14 protein-coding genes are annotated in these 15,962 nt (G+C 70.1%); 9 read left to right on the top strand and 5 right to left on the bottom strand.

The features are described 5' to 3' along the window. Positions 1-112: 112 nt before the first annotated feature. Positions 113-1,516 (bottom strand): ABC1 kinase family protein, encoded by a 1,404-nt coding sequence (locus LHJ74_RS18620; RefSeq protein ID WP_260219205.1) that lies wholly within the window; start codon positions 1,514-1,516, stop codon positions 113-115. Positions 1,517-1,603: 87 nt separating this feature from the next. Further along, positions 1,604-2,725 carry a ThiF family adenylyltransferase gene (locus LHJ74_RS18615; RefSeq protein WP_260219204.1) on the bottom strand — a complete coding sequence of 374 codons (1,122 nt, stop codon included), beginning with the start codon at positions 2,723-2,725 and terminating at the stop codon, positions 1,604-1,606. A 157-nt stretch (positions 2,726-2,882) separates the two neighbouring features. Here LHJ74_RS18615 and LHJ74_RS18610 point away from each other — a divergent pair, with 157 nt between their 5' ends. From LHJ74_RS18610 to LHJ74_RS18595, 4 genes are all read left to right on the top strand, one after another. Next, positions 2,883-3,434: a M48 metallopeptidase family protein gene (locus LHJ74_RS18610; protein ID WP_260219203.1), complete on the top strand. Its 552-nt coding sequence runs from the start codon at positions 2,883-2,885 to the stop codon at positions 3,432-3,434. 69 nt (positions 3,435-3,503) lie between these two features. Next, positions 3,504-5,153, top strand: coding sequence for a TerD family protein (locus LHJ74_RS18605; RefSeq protein WP_260219202.1), 1,650 nt, complete (start codon positions 3,504-3,506; stop codon positions 5,151-5,153). Between the two features lie 11 nt (positions 5,154-5,164). Next, on the top strand, positions 5,165-5,848 hold the full coding sequence (locus tag LHJ74_RS18600) for an AIM24 family protein (protein WP_260219201.1): 684 nt from the start codon (positions 5,165-5,167) through the stop codon (positions 5,846-5,848). A 16-nt stretch (positions 5,849-5,864) separates the two neighbouring features. Next, a complete protein-coding gene (locus tag LHJ74_RS18595) occupies positions 5,865-6,623 on the top strand; it encodes an AIM24 family protein (protein ID WP_260219200.1) in 759 nt (252 codons plus the stop codon). Positions 6,624-6,699: 76 nt separating this feature from the next. Here the strand turns inward: LHJ74_RS18595 and LHJ74_RS18590 are convergent, their stop codons facing one another. Then, positions 6,700-7,227, bottom strand: coding sequence for an NUDIX hydrolase (locus LHJ74_RS18590; RefSeq protein ID WP_260219199.1), 528 nt, complete (start codon positions 7,225-7,227; stop codon positions 6,700-6,702). Continuing rightward, complete coding sequence (locus tag LHJ74_RS18585) at positions 7,224-8,744, bottom strand: zinc-dependent metalloprotease (RefSeq protein ID WP_260219198.1); 1,521 nt, start codon at positions 8,742-8,744, stop codon at positions 7,224-7,226. Before LHJ74_RS18585 ends, LHJ74_RS18590 begins: the two co-directional genes overlap by 4 nt. Positions 8,745-8,890: 146 nt before the next feature. On the opposite strand from LHJ74_RS18585, the gene LHJ74_RS18580 reads away from it, so the two are divergent. The 4 genes from LHJ74_RS18580 to LHJ74_RS18565 all read left to right on the top strand — a co-directional run bounded on the left by LHJ74_RS18580 (position 8,891) and on the right by LHJ74_RS18565 (position 12,217). Then, positions 8,891-9,985: an SDR family oxidoreductase gene (locus LHJ74_RS18580; protein ID WP_260219197.1), complete on the top strand. Its 1,095-nt coding sequence runs from the start codon at positions 8,891-8,893 to the stop codon at positions 9,983-9,985. Between the two features lie 114 nt (positions 9,986-10,099). Then, positions 10,100-10,558 carry a molybdenum cofactor biosynthesis protein MoaE gene (locus LHJ74_RS18575; RefSeq protein WP_260219375.1) on the top strand — a complete coding sequence of 153 codons (459 nt, stop codon included), beginning with the start codon at positions 10,100-10,102 and terminating at the stop codon, positions 10,556-10,558. A 257-nt stretch (positions 10,559-10,815) separates the two neighbouring features. Next, a complete protein-coding gene (locus LHJ74_RS18570) occupies positions 10,816-11,091 on the top strand; it encodes a hypothetical protein (protein ID WP_260219196.1) in 276 nt (91 codons plus the stop codon). Positions 11,092-11,116: 25 nt separating this feature from the next. Next, the gene (locus LHJ74_RS18565) at positions 11,117-12,217 is read left to right on the top strand and encodes a YlbL family protein (protein ID WP_260219195.1); all 1,101 of its coding nucleotides are present in this window, start codon (positions 11,117-11,119) and stop codon (positions 12,215-12,217) included. A 67-nt stretch (positions 12,218-12,284) separates the two neighbouring features. On the opposite strand, the gene LHJ74_RS18560 is transcribed toward LHJ74_RS18565, so the two are convergent. Then, positions 12,285-12,860, bottom strand: coding sequence for a PPA1309 family protein (locus LHJ74_RS18560; RefSeq protein ID WP_260219194.1), 576 nt, complete (start codon positions 12,858-12,860; stop codon positions 12,285-12,287). 121 nt (positions 12,861-12,981) lie between these two features. On the opposite strand from LHJ74_RS18560, the gene LHJ74_RS18555 reads away from it, so the two are divergent. Beyond that, positions 12,982-15,894: a UPF0182 family membrane protein gene (locus tag LHJ74_RS18555; RefSeq protein WP_260219193.1), complete on the top strand. Its 2,913-nt coding sequence runs from the start codon at positions 12,982-12,984 to the stop codon at positions 15,892-15,894. The last annotated feature ends 68 nt before the right edge of the window (positions 15,895-15,962 follow it).

Raw genomic sequence — 15,962 nt, 5'->3', positions numbered from 1 at the left:
CGAGTCGGGTGAGACGGTCTGCACTCGCTGTGGCGCGGTCGCCGAGGGGATTCCGGTCACCTGGGTCTGCTCGGTGGAGAAGGGCGGCCGGTGCTACTTCTGCGAAGAGTGCTCACGCACCTATATCCGTGCCATCGAGGGCCGCATCGATCCCGTCTGGTGGTGAGGGAGCGAATCCGGGGACCCACTCCTCCAGCTCGTCGCGCATCCGGACGGTGGCGCCGAGCTGGCAGAGCACGCCGATCGTGCTGAGCGTCACCCGGTGAATCAGGAGATACGACGGGGGCAGATTGAGCTGCTTGCCCAACTGGTGTGCCGGGGAACGCAGATCGGCGATCCGCGTCGCCTGGTCCCGCATCCAGCCCCGGCTGAAAGTGAAGCTCTCCGCTCGTGCGGGCTCGATGATCGGCACCAGGTAGTCGAGCACGGCCTCCGGATCCAGCTCTATGGACTCCTTGACGAAGCCCTCGTCACGGAGTAGCTGGTAGACGGCGTCGGCGTCACCGTCGAGCGTCATCCGCAGCGCGAGGCCGATCGTCGGCGGCAGGCCCTCGGGAAGCCGGTCGACCGTGCCGAAGTCCATCACTCCCAGCCGCCACCGCTCCGGAGGGCACTCGCCCTCGCCCGGCCCGGCCGGATCCTCGGTCAGCAGCCGGAAGTTGCCCGGATGCGGATCCGCGTGAAGCAGCCCCGTCCGGGCCGCGCCGGAGAACAGGAAACGGGCCAGCAACTGCCCCGCACGGTCGCGCTCCTCCGGAGTGCCCTCCGCGATGACCCGTGCGAGTGGCACTCCTCCCATCCACTCCGTCACCAGTACCTGATCGCTCTGGTGCACGACACCGGGGACGAACACCCCCGGGTCGTCCGCGAACTCCTCCGCGCAGACGCGCTGTGCCGAGGCCTCCAGGCCGTAGTCCAGCTCCTCGGTCACCCGCTCGCGCATCTCGGCGATGAGCGGCTTTATGTCCATGCCCGGAATGAGCGGGCTCATCAGCCGGGCGAAGCGGCCCAGCTGGGCGAGGTCGGAGACGAGGGCCTCACCGGCGCCCGGATACTGCACCTTGACCGCGACGTCCCGGCCGTCGTGCCAGACCGCGCGGTGGACCTGGCCGATCGAGGCCGCGGCAGCCGGGGTGTCCTCGAACTCCTCGAACAGATCGCGCCAGTCCTCGCCGAGCCGCTGCTCCAGCACGGAGTGCACGGTGCTCGCCGGCATCGGCGGGGCGGCCTCCTGGAGTTTGGTCAGCGTCGCCCGGTAAGGGCCGGCGACCTCCTCGGGAAGTGCCGACTCGAAGACGGAGAGTGCCTGGCCGAGCTTCATGGCGCCCCCCTTCAGCTCGCCGAGGACCTTGAACAGTTGCTCGGCGGTGCGCTGCTGCACCTCATGGCCCACCAGCTCCGCGGAGTAGCCGCCGATGCGCTTGCCGAGCCCCCAGGTGGCTCGCCCCGCGAAGCCGAGTGGCAGCGCTGCCAGCTTGGCCGTGCGTGTGACCGCTTTGCGGGGAAGATCAGACATGCGCCCCTCCAACTCCCTGACAGCACAAGCGAAATGCACAAACCGGACAGTACAGCTCCACCGCACCCCCCGGAGCCGGGCGACCGGCTACCCGGCCATTGTGACCTCTCCGTGCGCGGGGGCCGAGAGGGGGAGTCCCGTTGTCGCTGAATCGGCACCGCAGGGACATTCCCGGTGCGGGGTGATCTGCTCCGTATCAGCGAGGAGATAGGGCAGCACGAACCGCATCCGGTACCCGGCCGCACAGCCGCCGTCTCCGTCCAGAAAGCTCAGCGCGTACGAAGCGACGGCACCGGCGACCATCACCGCCAGGGCGGAATCGCACGCGGCCACCCCCGCGCGCTTGCGCCCCGCCGTACGCCACTGGCCCACCACCAGCGGCCAGCTGGGCTCGCGCTCGGTGCGGACCCGCAGCATGCAGCCCGCGCAGGGAGTGACCCCCGGCACGACCAGCGGCCCGACCACACCCGTGCCCTCGATCACACCGCCGTACAGATGAGGGGCGCCCGCACGGAGGAAAGGTTCGGCCGCCGCAGGGTCCGGGGCGTAGGCATCCAGGCCGTCCCGCGGAGTGATGACGACCAGGTTGAGGCCGTCCAGACCACGGCCGACAGGTGGGCATCCGCCCTGCCGCCAGGGCTTCGCGCCGTTCACCACCCGGCGCGCCGCGACGCCCCTGCGCTCTCCCACCCGCTGTGCGGGGATACCACCGGGCAGGGTCTCCCAAGGCTCGACGTCTCCGCCGTCCTTCACCTCCACGTGGCCCACACCGGCGGTCGCCAGCGTCGCGGCGACCGCCGCGCCGACGCGGCCCGCTCCCCGGACGAGCACCCGCGAGGCACGCCGGGCCGACAGCCGCCTCGGCCCGGCGCCCGGCTCGGGGTGGACCGTGCTCAGCGAGGCGAGATCCGCCCGCAGCTGCTCACCGATGACAGCCGCCGCCTGGCGCTCGGCGGTGGCGTCGTCCAGCACTCCGGCTCTGGACAGCCGCTCGGTCAGCAGATCGGCCTCCTCCGGAGCGAGCCCGAGCGAGGCGGCCTCCGCCCGGAGCTGCTCCATGCTCCTGGTGCCGTCCATCAAGTCGAGGAAGCTGGCCGTCGCGTCGTCCACCGGCCCCAGCAGGATGGCGTGCGCGGGCGCCACGCCGTACTGCACGGTGTGCCGGTCGCGCCAGGCGCGCCGCAGTGCGGGCTTGATCATCGGATGCATGGTGACAGCTTGCGGTTCAGCGGCTGCCCGTGCACGGACTTGTCCACAGGTAGTGGGTGATAGTCGTATGACTCTCGGAGGGGCGATTCTTCCCCGGGCCGGTGCAGACCAGCCCGGAGGCAGGACTTCCGCCGATGTCAGCGGGTAACGTCGAAGCGTGCCCGCCGACCCGCGCAGCAGCGCCAGCCGGAGTGCGGTGGAGGTGCGCCGCAGTGCGCGCCGCCGCCGTACGGTCTCCGCCTACCGTGAGGGTGACCGGACGGTGGTGCTGATTCCTGCGCGGATGTCGGTGGCGGAGGAGGAGCGCTGGATCGGCGTCATGCTCGACAAGCTGGCCGCCCAGGAGGGCAGACGGCTGCTCGGAGACGGCGAGCTGGTCGAGCGGGCCGAGGAGCTCTCCCGGCAGTATCTCGGCGGCCGGGCCCGCCCCGTCACCGTGCGCTGGGTCACCAACCAGAACACCCGCTGGGGTTCCTGCACCCCCGCGGAGGGCAGCATCCGCCTCTCGCACCGGCTGCAGGGAATGCCCGAGTACGTCGTCGACTACGTCCTGCTGCATGAGCTGGCACACCTGCTCGTCCCGGGCCACGGCCCGCGGTTCTGGCGGCTGCTGGAGGGCTATCCGCGTACGGAGCGGGCACGCGGTTTCCTGGAGGGTGTCTCGGCCGCCGACCGGCTGCCCTACCTTCCTGCCGCCCGCGACGAGTGAACTGTCGCCGGTACCCGTTAGCCTGGCGCGACGTACTCATGGAAATCGGATGGGGGACGGTCGTTACGTATGGCCAGGGAATTCCAGCGCGGCCACAAGGCCAAAATAAGTGATCTGACAGCAGGGACGGATCTGTACGTCGGCGTGCAGATCTCGGGCCCCGGACTGAGTTTCGACATCAGCTGCTTCGGGCTCGACGCGGACGAACGGCTGTCGGACGAACGCTATTTCGTCTTCTTCAACCAGCCGAAGTCGCCCGAGGAGTCCATCCAGCAGCTCGGACCCCAGGCGGGCGACACGGAGTCCTTCCGGGTCACCCTCGACCGTATACCGGCGGGCATCCAGAAGCTCTCCTTCACCGCGACGCTCGACGGCGCCGGGCAGATGTCCCAGGCGGCCCCCGGCTACGTCCGCATCGTCGCGGGTGGCGAGGAAGTCGCGCGCTACGCCTTTCACGGCGGAGAGTTCAGCACCGAGCGCGCGGTGATGCTCGGCGACTTCTATCTCAAGGACGTCTGGCGTTTCGCCGCCGTCGGCCAGGGATTCGACGGTGGGCTGGACGCGCTGCTGCGCCACTTCGGCGGCGAGGTCGCCGAGGAGGAGCCCGCAGCACCGGCGGCAGCCCCCGGTTTCGGGGCCCCGCAGGGCGCCGCTCCGGGCTTCGCCCCGCCGCCCGGCGGCCAGGGTGCGCCGCCCGCTCCGCAGCCGGCCCAGCTCGCGCCCTCCTTCGGAGCACCGCAGGCACCGGCCCAGCAGGCGCCCGCGCCTCAGGCACCGGCGCCTCAGGCACCGGCGCCGCACGCGGCACCCACCATCGCGGCCCCACTGGTCTCGCCGCCCCGAGCTCCGCAGCAGCCCGGCCCGCCGCAGCCACCGCCGGGCTTTCCCCCGCCGGGGCCGCAGCAGGGCCCGGTGCCGGGCCAGTTCCCGGGGCCGCCCGTGCCTCCGCCGGGTGCCGGTCAGGCCCCACCCGGTCAGGCCCCACCCGGTCAGGCCGTGCCCAATCCCTTCGGCCAGCCCGGCGCCCCGCAGATGCCGCAGATCCCGCAGGGCCCCGCCGCCGGGGTCGCGGTGACGCTGGAGAAGTACCGCGAGGCGCCCACCGGGCAGCGCTGGACGCTGCAGAACGGCCAGCTGGCCCGGGTCGATCTCGGTATCGACGGCCAGCCGGTCCTCGCCCGTCAGGGCAGCATGGTGCTCTACCAGGGCAAGGTGGACTTCAGTCACAAGGGCGCGGGCTTCCGCGGCCGGGTCGTGGGGAACGCCACCGGCCAGGAGATGCAGCTGATGCGCTGCGGCGGCCAGGGCCAGGTGTTCTTCGCCGAGAACGCCGCCAGCCTCCATCCGATCGAGCTGCAGGGTGACGCGATCTGCGTCTCCGCCGAGAACGTCCTCGCCTTCGACGAGTCGCTCCAGTATGAGGTGCGCCGTATCGAGGGCCACGGCATTCCCGGCGGCGCCCTGTTCACCATGCAGTTCCAGGGCACCGGGACGGTCGTGGTCATGACCCAGGGCACCCCGGTCGTCCTCCCGGTCACCCCGACCACGTTCGCCGACGCCGAAGCGGTGGTGGCCTGGTCCGCCGCCGCCCAGGTCGTGGTCTCCAGCCAGGTCCGGCTGCGCCGGCAGGCGTATCCGGGTCACAGCGGGGAGACCGTGAACCTCCAGTTCCGCGGGGCGCCGGGGAATTTCATCGTCGTCCAGCCCTGCGAGGTCTGAAGGAGCCCGTCATGGATCAGCAACTTCTCTCGGGCTATGCCCCGACACCCCCCGCCGCGCGCATGGAGAACCACGGCAACAGCATGCTGAAGGTCGCCATGCAGACCGGCCACGACCTGTTCGCCCGTACGGGATCGATGATCGCCTACGAGGGCTTCGTGCAGTACGAGCCCAACCCGCCGGCCGTACGTCAGATGGCCTCGCAGTGGCTCACCGGCGAGGGTGCGCCGCTGATGCGCTGCCACGGCGACGGGCTGCTCTACCTCGCCGACTACGGCGCTGACGTGGTCGTCCTCAATCTTAACGAGGACAGTCTCTCGGTGAACGGAAGCAATCTCCTCGCCTTCGACGCCCACCTCGGCTGGGGCGTCCAACGGGTGAAGGGCATGGCGAAGTTCTCCGGCCAGGGCCTGTTCAACGTCGCCGTCACGGGCACCGGATGGGTGGCGCTGACCACCCGGGGCACACCCGTCGTCGTCGACTGCGGGCGCGGTGCCGACGAGACCTATGTCGACCCGGACGCGCTCGTCGCCTGGTCGACGAACCTGAAGACCAAGGGCAAGCGCAGCTTCAAGGCGTCGTCGATGATCGGCCGGGGCAGCGGAGAGGCCTACCAGATGGGCTTCTCGGGCCAGGGGTTCGTCGTCGTGCAGCCCAGCGAGGACAGCACCGACCGCCTCCGGGCCCGGGGCTGAGGGGGAGGGAACAAAGATGCAGAGTCCGCTTTTCGCCTACACCGAGGTCCAGTCGGCCGAGCGCTACAGCCTGCAGAACGAACGGCTGCTGCGGGTCGTGCTGAACGGCCACGAGGACGTGCTCGCCCGCCAGGGCAGCATGGTCGCCTACCAGGGGATGCTGGAGTTCGACGGCGAGTACCAGTCGCCGGGCCAGCAGCAGGCCCGCGCCCGCACGGGTGAGGGCCTCGACCTGATGCGCTGCTCCGGCCAGGGCACGGTCTTCCTCGCCAACCTCGCGCAGTACGTCCATGTCGTGGAGGTCGACCAGGAGGGCCTCACCGTGGACAGCGCCTATGTCCTGGCGCTCGACTCCCACCTGCACCACGAGGTGATCTCGGTGGACAGCCAGTACGGCGTCTCCGGGTCCGGAAAGTACAACCTGAACATCTCCGGGCAGGGCAAGGTCGCCCTGATGACCTCAGGTCAGCCGCTGGTCCTCACGGTCACTCCGGACGCGTACACGAACGCCGATTCGGACGCGGTCGTCGCCTGGTCCAGCTCGCTGCGCGTCCAGATGCAGGCACAGACCAGTTCCTCGGGCGTCTGGCGGCGGCGCGGCAACACCGGCGAGGGCTGGGAGCTGAGCTTCATGGGCCAGGGCTACGCACTCGTGCAGCCCAGCGAACTCCTGCCGCCGCAGGACGCGGTGCTCGGGCAGGGCATGGCCGCGCAGTACGGCATGGGGCAGCAGGGTGCGCGGGGCGCGAACCAGGGCAATATCTGGACCAACTAGCGAGGGAGCCTGCGCGCCAGTGCGCGCGCAGGCTCCCTCGCAAGCCAGGACCGCACCCAGCGCCCGCTCCGCCCGTTCAGAGCAGGGCGCGGGTGCGGTCCATCAGTTGTACGACCGACTCGTCGGCCACCGCCGCCACCTCGTCGTAGTCGTACCAGCGCAGCTCCAGTGACTCCGCGCTGACCGACTCCACCGCTCCCCGCGGCGCGAGTGCCGCGTACTGCACGTCCAAGTGCCAGGCGCACGGTGTCAGGTGCCGGTCCAGCCGCACCGGCCCGCCCGGCAGCAGGGAGAGCTCCGGCACGCCGGACTCCTCGGTGGCCTCACGCAGCGCGGCACCCGCCAGCGTCCGGTCGCCCGGTTCGCAGTGGCCGCCCGTCTGGAGCCACATCCGCAGCTTGCGGTGCAGGGTGAGCAGCACCTGCCCCCGGGCCGGATCGATCACCAGTGCGCTCGCCGTCAGATGGCCTTCCCGGCACGCCCTGCGCAGGCCGTCCGAGTGACCCTCCAGATGGGTGAGATAGGCCAGCCGCAGCCGCTCCTGCGTGTCCTCCGGCGCCTGCCACTCCTTCAGGGCGAGCGAGGCGTCCGCGTGCAGTGTCATGGACGGGGGCCGCCGTCGCCGCCCGTCCCCTTGCCACCGCTGTCGCCGGTGCTTCCGCTGCCGCCCTCGTCGTCGTCCGGGCGGCCCTCCGCCGCGTCACCCAGCAGCTTGTCCAGCTCGGAGAAGTCCAGCTGCTCGCGGTGCACGAAGCCGTCCGGGTCGTCCAGGTCGGCCGCCGTGGGCAGCATGTCCGGGTGCGCCCACAGACCGTCGCGGCCGTCCGCGCCCCGCGCGTCCGCCAGCGAGGCCCACAGCCGAGCCGCGTCCCGCAGCCGCCTCGGGCGCAGCTCCAGGCCGATCAGCGTCGCGAAGGTCTGCTCGGCCGGACCGCCGGAGGCCCGGCGCCGCCGCAGTGTCTCCCGCAGCGCGCCCGCCGAGGGCAGATGCGGTTCGGCGGCGTTGTGCACCACCGCGTCCACCCAGCCCTCGACCAGTGCCAGTGCCGTCTCCAGCCGGGCCAGTGCCGCCTTCTGCTCCGCGGTGTCCTCCGGCTGGAACATGCCCTGCTGCAGTGCGGCCTGGAGCTCCTCCGGGTGCTGCGGGTCGAGCTGGCCGACGACGTCCTCCAGCTTGCTGGTGTCGACCTTGATGCCGCGCGCATAGCCCTCGACCGCCCCGAAGAGGTGCGAGCGCAGCCACGGCACATGGGCGAAGAGCCGCTGGTGCGCGGCCTCGCGCAGGGCCAGATACAGCCGGACCTCGTCCTTCGGCACGCCCAGACCCTCGCCGAACGTCTCGATGTTGCGCGGAAGCAGCGCGGCCTTACCGGGCGGCCCCAGCGGCAGCCCCACATCCGTCGACCCCACCACCTCGCCGGCCAGCACGCCCAGCGCCTGGCCGATCTGGGTGCCGAACATGGCGCCGCCCATGGAGCGCATCATGCCGAGCAGCGGGCCCGCCATGGCCTGCATCTCCTCGGGCAGCACATCGCCCATCGCCGCGCCGACGCGCTCCGCGACCGGGTCGACCAGGTCCTTCCAGACCGGAAGCGTCGCCTCGATCCACTCCGCACGGCTCCAGGCGACGGCGGAAGCGGATCCGGAAGGCAGCGCCGTCACTCCGTCGAGCCACAGGTCGGCCAGCCGGACGGCCTCCTCCACGGCGGCCCGTTCGCTCGCTCCGACGCTGGTGTCCGGCGTGCCGACGGTCTGGGACGCGCCCTGGCCGCCTTGGCCGCTCTGGCCGCCCTGGGCGACCGTCTGCCGGGCGATGTCCTTGGCCATGTCCCAGTTCACCGGGCCGCCCTCGTACGACATCATCTGGCCCAGCCGCTGGAAGGCGGCGCCCAGGTCGTTCGGGTCGAAGCCGCCGCCGGGGCCGCCCAGCGAGCCGAACATGGCGGCGAGCGGGTTCTCCCCGCCGCCGCTGCCTCCGCCGAACCCGAACGGGCCGGGCATTCCGCCGCCCGAACCGCTCTGGCCGCCCTGGCTGCCCTCGCCGCCCTGCTGCTTCCTGCCCTCGTCCCCGTCCTCGGGCTCCTCGGGAGGTACGCCGAATCCGAATGGGATGTCACTCACGGGTTTCCTCGGCTCTGTGTCGTCGGCTTTATGTCGTCGGACGGTCGATTCCTGCGTTCTGGTGGGCTGTACCTCCAGCCTAGACACCTGTCAGGCAGGATGGAGCCTGCGCACCTCGTACCAGAAACAACCGCTGGAGACGCCCGGTGAGTTCCTCCGAGACTGACGTTCGCGCAGCGCGAACCCCGACCATCGCCGTGACCGGCGCTGCCTCGGGGGTCGGTGCGCTGCTCACCGAGCGGCTGGCCGCCTCCCCGCAGGTGAAGCAGGTCCTCGCCATGGACGAGCGCAGGGGCGAGGTGAGCGAGGCCCAGTGGCACATCCTGGACGTACGCGACCCGGTGATCGCCGACCGGCTGCGCGGCGACGAGAACCCGGTCGACGTCGTGGTGCACCTCGCCCTCGACCTGGGCCTGGACGGCGATCCGGCCGCCCGTACCGCCTACAACGTCCGCGGCACCCAGACCGTCCTGACCGCCGCGGCGGCGGCCGGCGTGCGCCGGGTGGTGCTGTGCACCTCGGCGATGGTCTACGGCGCGCTGCCGGACAACGACGTGCCGCTCGCGGAGGACTCCGAGCTGCGCGCCACGGCCGAGGCCACCGGAGTGGGCGACCTGCTGGAGATCGAGCACCTCGCCCGCCGCGCCCCGCGGGCCCACCCCGGTCTGAACGTGACGGTCGTACGGCCCGCCATCGTCGTCGGCGGTACGGACACCGCGCTGACACGCCACTTCGAGTCGCCGCGCCTTCTGGTCGTCGCCGGGTCACGGCCCTGCTGGCAGTTCTGTCACGTGGAGGATCTGGTGAGCGCGCTGGAGTACGCGGCGCTGGAGAAGGCCGAGGGCGAACTGGCGGTCGGCTGCGACGGGTGGCTGGAGCAGGAGGAGATCGAGGAGCTGACCGGCATGCGCCGGATGGAGCTCCCCTCGGCGGTCGCCCTGGGAGCCGCGTCCCGGCTGCACCGGCTCGGTCTCACCCCGTCACCGGCCGGGGACCTCGCCTACACGATGCATCCGTGGGTGGTCAGCGGCAGGCGTCTGCACGAGGCGGGCTGGCGGCCGGAGTGGACGAACGAGGAGGTCCTCGCGGAGCTGCTGGAGGAGGTCTCCGGGCGCCATACGCTCGCCGGGCGTCGCCTCGGGCGCAAGGACGCCACGGCAGCGGGGGCAGCGGGCGCGACCGTGGCCCTGCTGGGTACCGCGGCTCTGGTCCGCCGGGCACGCAAGCGGCGCGGGCTGTGACACGCCGGTGGCGTCACCGGTGACGCCACCGGTGGCCCGTGCGGTGACAGCGCGCGGCGCCGGGAGCGCGGGCGGCTGTTCCGGATCCGGGAGAGGTGGGGCAGCATGAACCCCATGGCAGAGACGTACGACCACCCTGGTGAGCAGCGCGCCGAGGATCCGATCCGGCTGCTGGGAGTGCGGGAGACGCCGCTCTCCCTGGATGAGGTCTTCGCGGCCGTGGGCGACGCGGCGGCGGGAGGCACTGCCCTGTTCGTGGGCACCGTGCGGGACCATGACGGCGGTACGGACGTCGCCCGGCTGGGCTACTCCTCGCATCCGACCGCAGAGGCCGAACTGCGACGGGTGGCGGAGAAGGTGGCCGCGGACTTCCCCGTCCGCGCGCTGGCGGCCGTGCACCGGGTGGGTGATCTGGCGGTGGGCGATCTGGCCGTCGTCGTCGCGGTCTCCTGCGCGCACCGGGCGGAGGCGTTCGACGCCTGCCGCCGCCTGATCGACGACCTCAAGCACGAGGTCCCCCTCTGGAAGCACCAGACCTTCACGAACGGCTCAGCGGAGTGGGTGGGGGCCTAGCGTCTGTCGTTCGGGTCAGGCTGGATCGGCGACCGACGACAACGCGGCGAGGTCGCGCCCGCCGCGCCAGCGGCCTGTGTCACTACGGACACGCGAACCCGGCATCCAGACGACGGACCCTGAGGGCCATCGGGTCAGAACATCCGTTCCGGTTGCGTGACCCGCACCCCGGTCCGAGCGTGGGAGTCCGCGCAGGTTAATCTGCTCATCGGCCGGTCATCCGGTCGATGAGCTCTTACGTGGGTCGGGAGGTCTCCATGGCGGCACTCCTTTGGCTGCTCATTCCGGTTTCGGCCGGGCTGGTGGCGAGCGTATGGGGCGGCTTCGCCGCCCGCCGTCGCACCAGCACGCCCGACGCGGACGGTGTCGCCGGATATGAACGCTTCCGCGAGGCGATGGAACGCACCCCGTCCTCCAGTTCCCCCCGCTCCTCCCGCTCCTCCCGCTTGTCGCGGCGTGGCTCCCAAGCCGCCGAACCGGCCGCCGCGCTGACCCGCCCCGCCACGGACGGACCGGCCCGGGAAGCCCGCTGACACCCCTGTCCCGTAGGGTTTCGGCATGCCACGCCGCACCGCGTCCATGCTTGCGTCTCTGCTGCTCCTGATAGCCGTGCTCTGTGCCGCGGTGCTGATCGAGGTGCCGTACGCCGCGATGTCGCCCGGCCCGACGTACAACACGCTGGGCAAGGTCGACGGTGAGCAGGTGCTCAGCTTCCCGGGCAAGGAGGACGCGGGCAACAAGGCCACCGGCAATCTGAACATGACGACGGTCCGTGTCACCGGCTCCGAGTACCGGATGAACCTCTTCGAGGCCGTCTACGGCTGGCTCGCCCACGACAGCGCAGTGGTCCCGCGCTCCACGCTCTATCCCGAGGACAAGTCCGCGCGGCAGGTCGAGGAGGAGAACGCGGAGGAGTTCAGCCGCTCCCAGGAGAGCGCGAAGGTCGCCGCGCTGCGGGAACTGAAGAAGAAGGTCACCACCCGGATCGTCGTCCAGTCGGTGGTCAAGGGCGGCGCGGCCCAAGGCAAGCTGCACGCCGGTGACGTGATCAAGGCCGTGGACGGCAAGCCGGTCGACAACCCGCAGGAAGTGGGCGATCTGGTGACCAAGCACGAGGTCGGTGAGCGGGTCGACTTCACCATCGTCCCGGCGCAGAAGGCCGCCGCCGCGGAGAAGGCCAAGAAGGACCCGCTGACCCTCGAGGGCAAGCAGATCTCCGTCCCCACCAAGAAGTCACCGGACGACGGGCGTCCCGTGATCGGGATCGCCTCCGGGACGGCACACACGCTGCCGTTCCGCATCGACATCACGCTCGCTGACGTGGGCGGTCCGAGTGCCGGACTGATGTTCGCACTCGGCATCGTCGACAAACTCACCCCGGAAGACCTCACCGGCGGCACCTTCGTGGCGGGCACGGGAACCATAGAGGCGGACGGCGAGGTGGGGGCCATCGGCGGCATCCGGATGAAGACCGTCGCGGCGCGGGAGAAGGGTGCGGAGTTCTTTCTCACTCCGAAGGACAACTGCGCCACCGCCGCTGCGGACAAGCCGGCCGGGCTCACCCTGGTGGAGGTCGACACCATGCACGACGCGACGTCCGCGCTGAAGAAGATACGGAACGGCGAGACCGGCGACCTCGCGCGCTGCAGCACGGGCTGAGCGAGCCGGGGGCCGCCCGGTCCGCCCCGCCCCTGCGTCTCCGCTTCTGCGTCCTCCTGACCCCGCCTCAGTCCTCGAGAGTGGCCGCCAGCGCGTCGGCCAGGCCCGGCACCAGCCCCGCGCCGGTGAGCACCTCGGTGGCGGTGTCCCGCTCGCGCAGCCGCAGGGCCGACTCCCGGGCCCCGCCCCGCAGCACGGCGACCGTCATCCGGACCTCCTGCCGCTCCGGGTGCTCGGCGACCCAGGCCGCCAGTCGGGTGTCGTCCAGACCCTGCGGTACGGACCCTTCGGCCGAGGCGGGCAGCATCAGCCGCTCCACCGTCAGCGCGCAGCCGCTGACGGAGTCGGGCCAGGCGATGGTGCCGAGAAACTCGTCAAGCGCGGTACCGGCCGGCAACGCCTCCTGTTCCACGGGCGTGTATGCCTCGGAGGGCTTCCCGGCAGCCCCGCCGGGAGCCGGTCCGGAGGCCAGCGCTCCGGCGAGTGAGGGCTCTTCGGCACGCAGCTGCGCCGTCTCTACCAGGGCAAAGAGCCGGGCGGGCTGGTCCCAGCCGAGGCCGGCCGCGTACTCGTCGATCTCCAGCACCGCACGGGTCAGTGGACCGGGTGCCAGGGGGGTGCTGTCGTTGGGGGTGTTGTCCATGCTCATATCGTGCCTTCGAAGACCCCGGAAACGGGAACTGAGTAAAGCTTCGTTAAGTTGCCTTAGTGGGCCCTACGATGCGGACCCAGCTCCACAGCTACTTCCACTGCGAATCTTCGAGGTGCGCACCTTGGCTTTCCAGATGCCGGACCGGGGCTCAGGCGGTCCCACCGGGCCACGGATCAGAGTGGGCCGACCATCGCGGCGCGTCCGGACGCTGTTGATGACGGTCGGCGCGCTCGCGGTCCTGGCCATGCTCTTCGTCATGTTCGCCGGGTTCTGGACCGACTGGCTATGGTATCGCTCGGTCGGATACCGCTCGGTGTTCACCAAGACCCTGTGGACGAAGATCGGCCTGTTCGCCGTCTTCGGTCTGCTGATGGCAGGGTTCGTCGGATTCAACATCTGGCTCGCCCACCGACTGCGTCCGCCGCTCAGCGCGATGTCGCTGGAGCAGCAGAGCCTCGATCGCTACCGCATGGGTATCGCTCCGTACAAAAAATGGATCCTGCTCGGGGTCACCGCGCTGATCGCTCTGATCTCCGGAGCGTCCGCGGCAGGCCAGTGGCGGACATGGCTGCTGTGGATCAACGGCGTCTCCTTCGGGAAGACCGACCCGCAGTTCGGCAAGGACGTCTCGTTCTACGCCTTCGACCTCCCCTGGTACCGCTTCCTGCTCAGCTTCGGCTTCGCGGCGGCGGTTCTCTCGCTCCTGGCAGCCGCCCTGGTGCACTACCTCTACGGCGGCCTGCGGGTGACGAGCCCAGGGGCCCGTGCGACGGCCCAGGCCACCGGGCACCTCTCGGTGCTGCTGGGCGTCTTCGTGGCGCTCAAGGCAGTGGCCTACTGGCTCGACCGGTACGGCCTGGCCGTCAAGGGCAGTGACTTCAAGGCGACGGACAACTGGACGGGCCTGAAGTACGTCGACGCGAACGCCTACCTTCCGGCGAAGACGATCCTCTTCATCATCGCGATCATCTGCGCGCTGCTCTTCTTCGCCACCCTGTGGCGCCGCACCTGGCAGCTGCCGGTGATCGGCTTCGGCCTGATGGTGCTGTCCGCGATCCTGATCGGCGGGCTCTACCCGGCGATCGTGCAGAAGTTCCAGGTCGAGCCGAACGAGCAGGCCAAGGAGACGCCGTACATCGAGAAGAGCATCCAGGCCACGCGCGAGGCGTACGGCATCGATGACGCCAAGGTGAACGACTACGCTGGCACGACGAAGGCGAAGAAGGGCACCCTGCGGGACGCGGCGGACGGCGCCGCCAGCATGCGGCTGCTCGACCCGAACGTCGTCTCGCCGACGTTCCAGCAGAAGCAGCAGGTGCGCGGGTACTACCAGTTCCCGGCCACGCTGGACGTCGACCGCTACACGACGAAGGACGGCAAGGAGCAGGACACCGTCGTCGGTCTGCGTGAGATCAACACCGACGGTATTCCGAAGAAGGGCTGGATCAACGAGCACTTCAAGTACACCCACGGCTACGGCATGGTGGCGGGCAAGGGGACTGCGACGGACGAGGACGGCGAGCCCGTCTTCACCGAGAAGGACCTCCCGCCCAGAGGCGAGCTGGGGAAGTACGAGCCGCGGGTCTACTACGGCGAGAAGACCAACGAGTACTCGATCGTGGGCGGTCCGCAGCAGGAGCTCGACTACGCGGACGACACCGGTGAGAAGACGTACACCTACACCGGCGACAGCGGGGTGGACCTCTCCAACCCGGTGAACCGCGCGGCCTACGCGCTGAACTTCAACGAGCCGCGCATCCTCTACTCCGGTGCCATCGGCGAGGGCTCGCAGGTCCTCTACAACCGGACGCCGAAGGAGCGCATCGAGGCGGTGGCGCCCTGGCTGACCATCGACGGTGACCCGTACCCGGCGGTCGTCGACGGCCGGATCCAGTGGATCGTGGACGCTTACACCACCACGAACAACTATCCGTATTCCTCGCGCACCACTCTGGGTGACACGACGGCCGACGCGCTGACGGACGACCAGCGCGCGGTGGTGGCGCAGCAGAACAGCGTCAACTACATCCGGAACTCCGTCAAAGCGACGGTGGACGCCTACAGCGGCGACGTGAAGATGTACGAGTGGGACACCAAGGATCCGGTGCTGAAGACCTGGATGAAGGCGTTCCCGGACACGGTGGAGCCCAAGGAGAAGATCAGCGACGCGCTGATGGAGCATCTGCGGTACCCGCAGGACTTGTTCAAGGTCCAGCGCGAACTGCTGACCCGCTACCACGTCACCTCTCCGTCGCAGTTCTACAGCGGCAGTGAGCGCTGGCAGATCCCGGACGACCCGACGCACAAGGGCAACGCGGTCCCGCCGTACTACCTGAGCATGAAGATGCCGGGGGAGAAGCAACAGCAGTTCTCCCTGACGACGACCTTCAACCCGAACGAACGGCAGACGCTGGGCGCCTTCATGGCGGTCAACGCGGATGCCAAGAGTCCGGACTACGGCTCCATGACCATGCTCAAGCTGCCGTCGAACACGACGGTTTCGGGGCCACAACAGGTACAGAGCAAGATCAACTCTGATCCGGAGATCGCCAACGACCTGAACATCCTCAAGAGAGGCGACTCCGAGGTCGAGTACGGCAACCTGCTGACCGTGCCCTTGGAAGGCGGTCTGCTCTATGTCGAACCGGTCTACATCCGGGGTGCGGATACGAACTACCCCCGGATGAGAAAGGTGGTGGCCACCTTCGGGGAGGAGATCGCCTACGAGGACACGCTGGAGGAGGCGTTGGACACCATCTTCGCCACCGACGGCACCGGTGAGAAGGACGAGGAGCCGACTCCGCCCGGCGACGGAGACAGACAGGAAGAAGGAGAGAAGGACGAGGAGCAGTCTCCGCCCGGCGACGGGACGGTGCAGGAAGCTCTCGACGATCTCCAGAAGGCGTACGACAGGGGCCAGAAGGCCCTGGAGAAGGGCGACTGGGAGGAGTACGGCCGTGCCCAGGACGACATCAAGGAGGCCCTTGAGAAGGCTGAGAAAGCCGGGGGAGGGTCGTCTGGTTAGCGGCGGATGACGCGAAGGGGCCCGGAGTCAACCGACTTCGGGCCCCTTCACTTTTGAGGGGGAGTTCG

Origin of the sequence: Streptomyces gossypii (genome assembly GCF_025165795.1) — a bacterium.
Lineage (GTDB): Bacteria > Actinomycetota > Actinomycetes > Streptomycetales > Streptomycetaceae > Streptomyces > Streptomyces gossypii.
The sequence above is the reverse complement of the archived record's forward strand: the minus strand, read 5'-3'. Positions and strand labels throughout refer to the sequence as shown.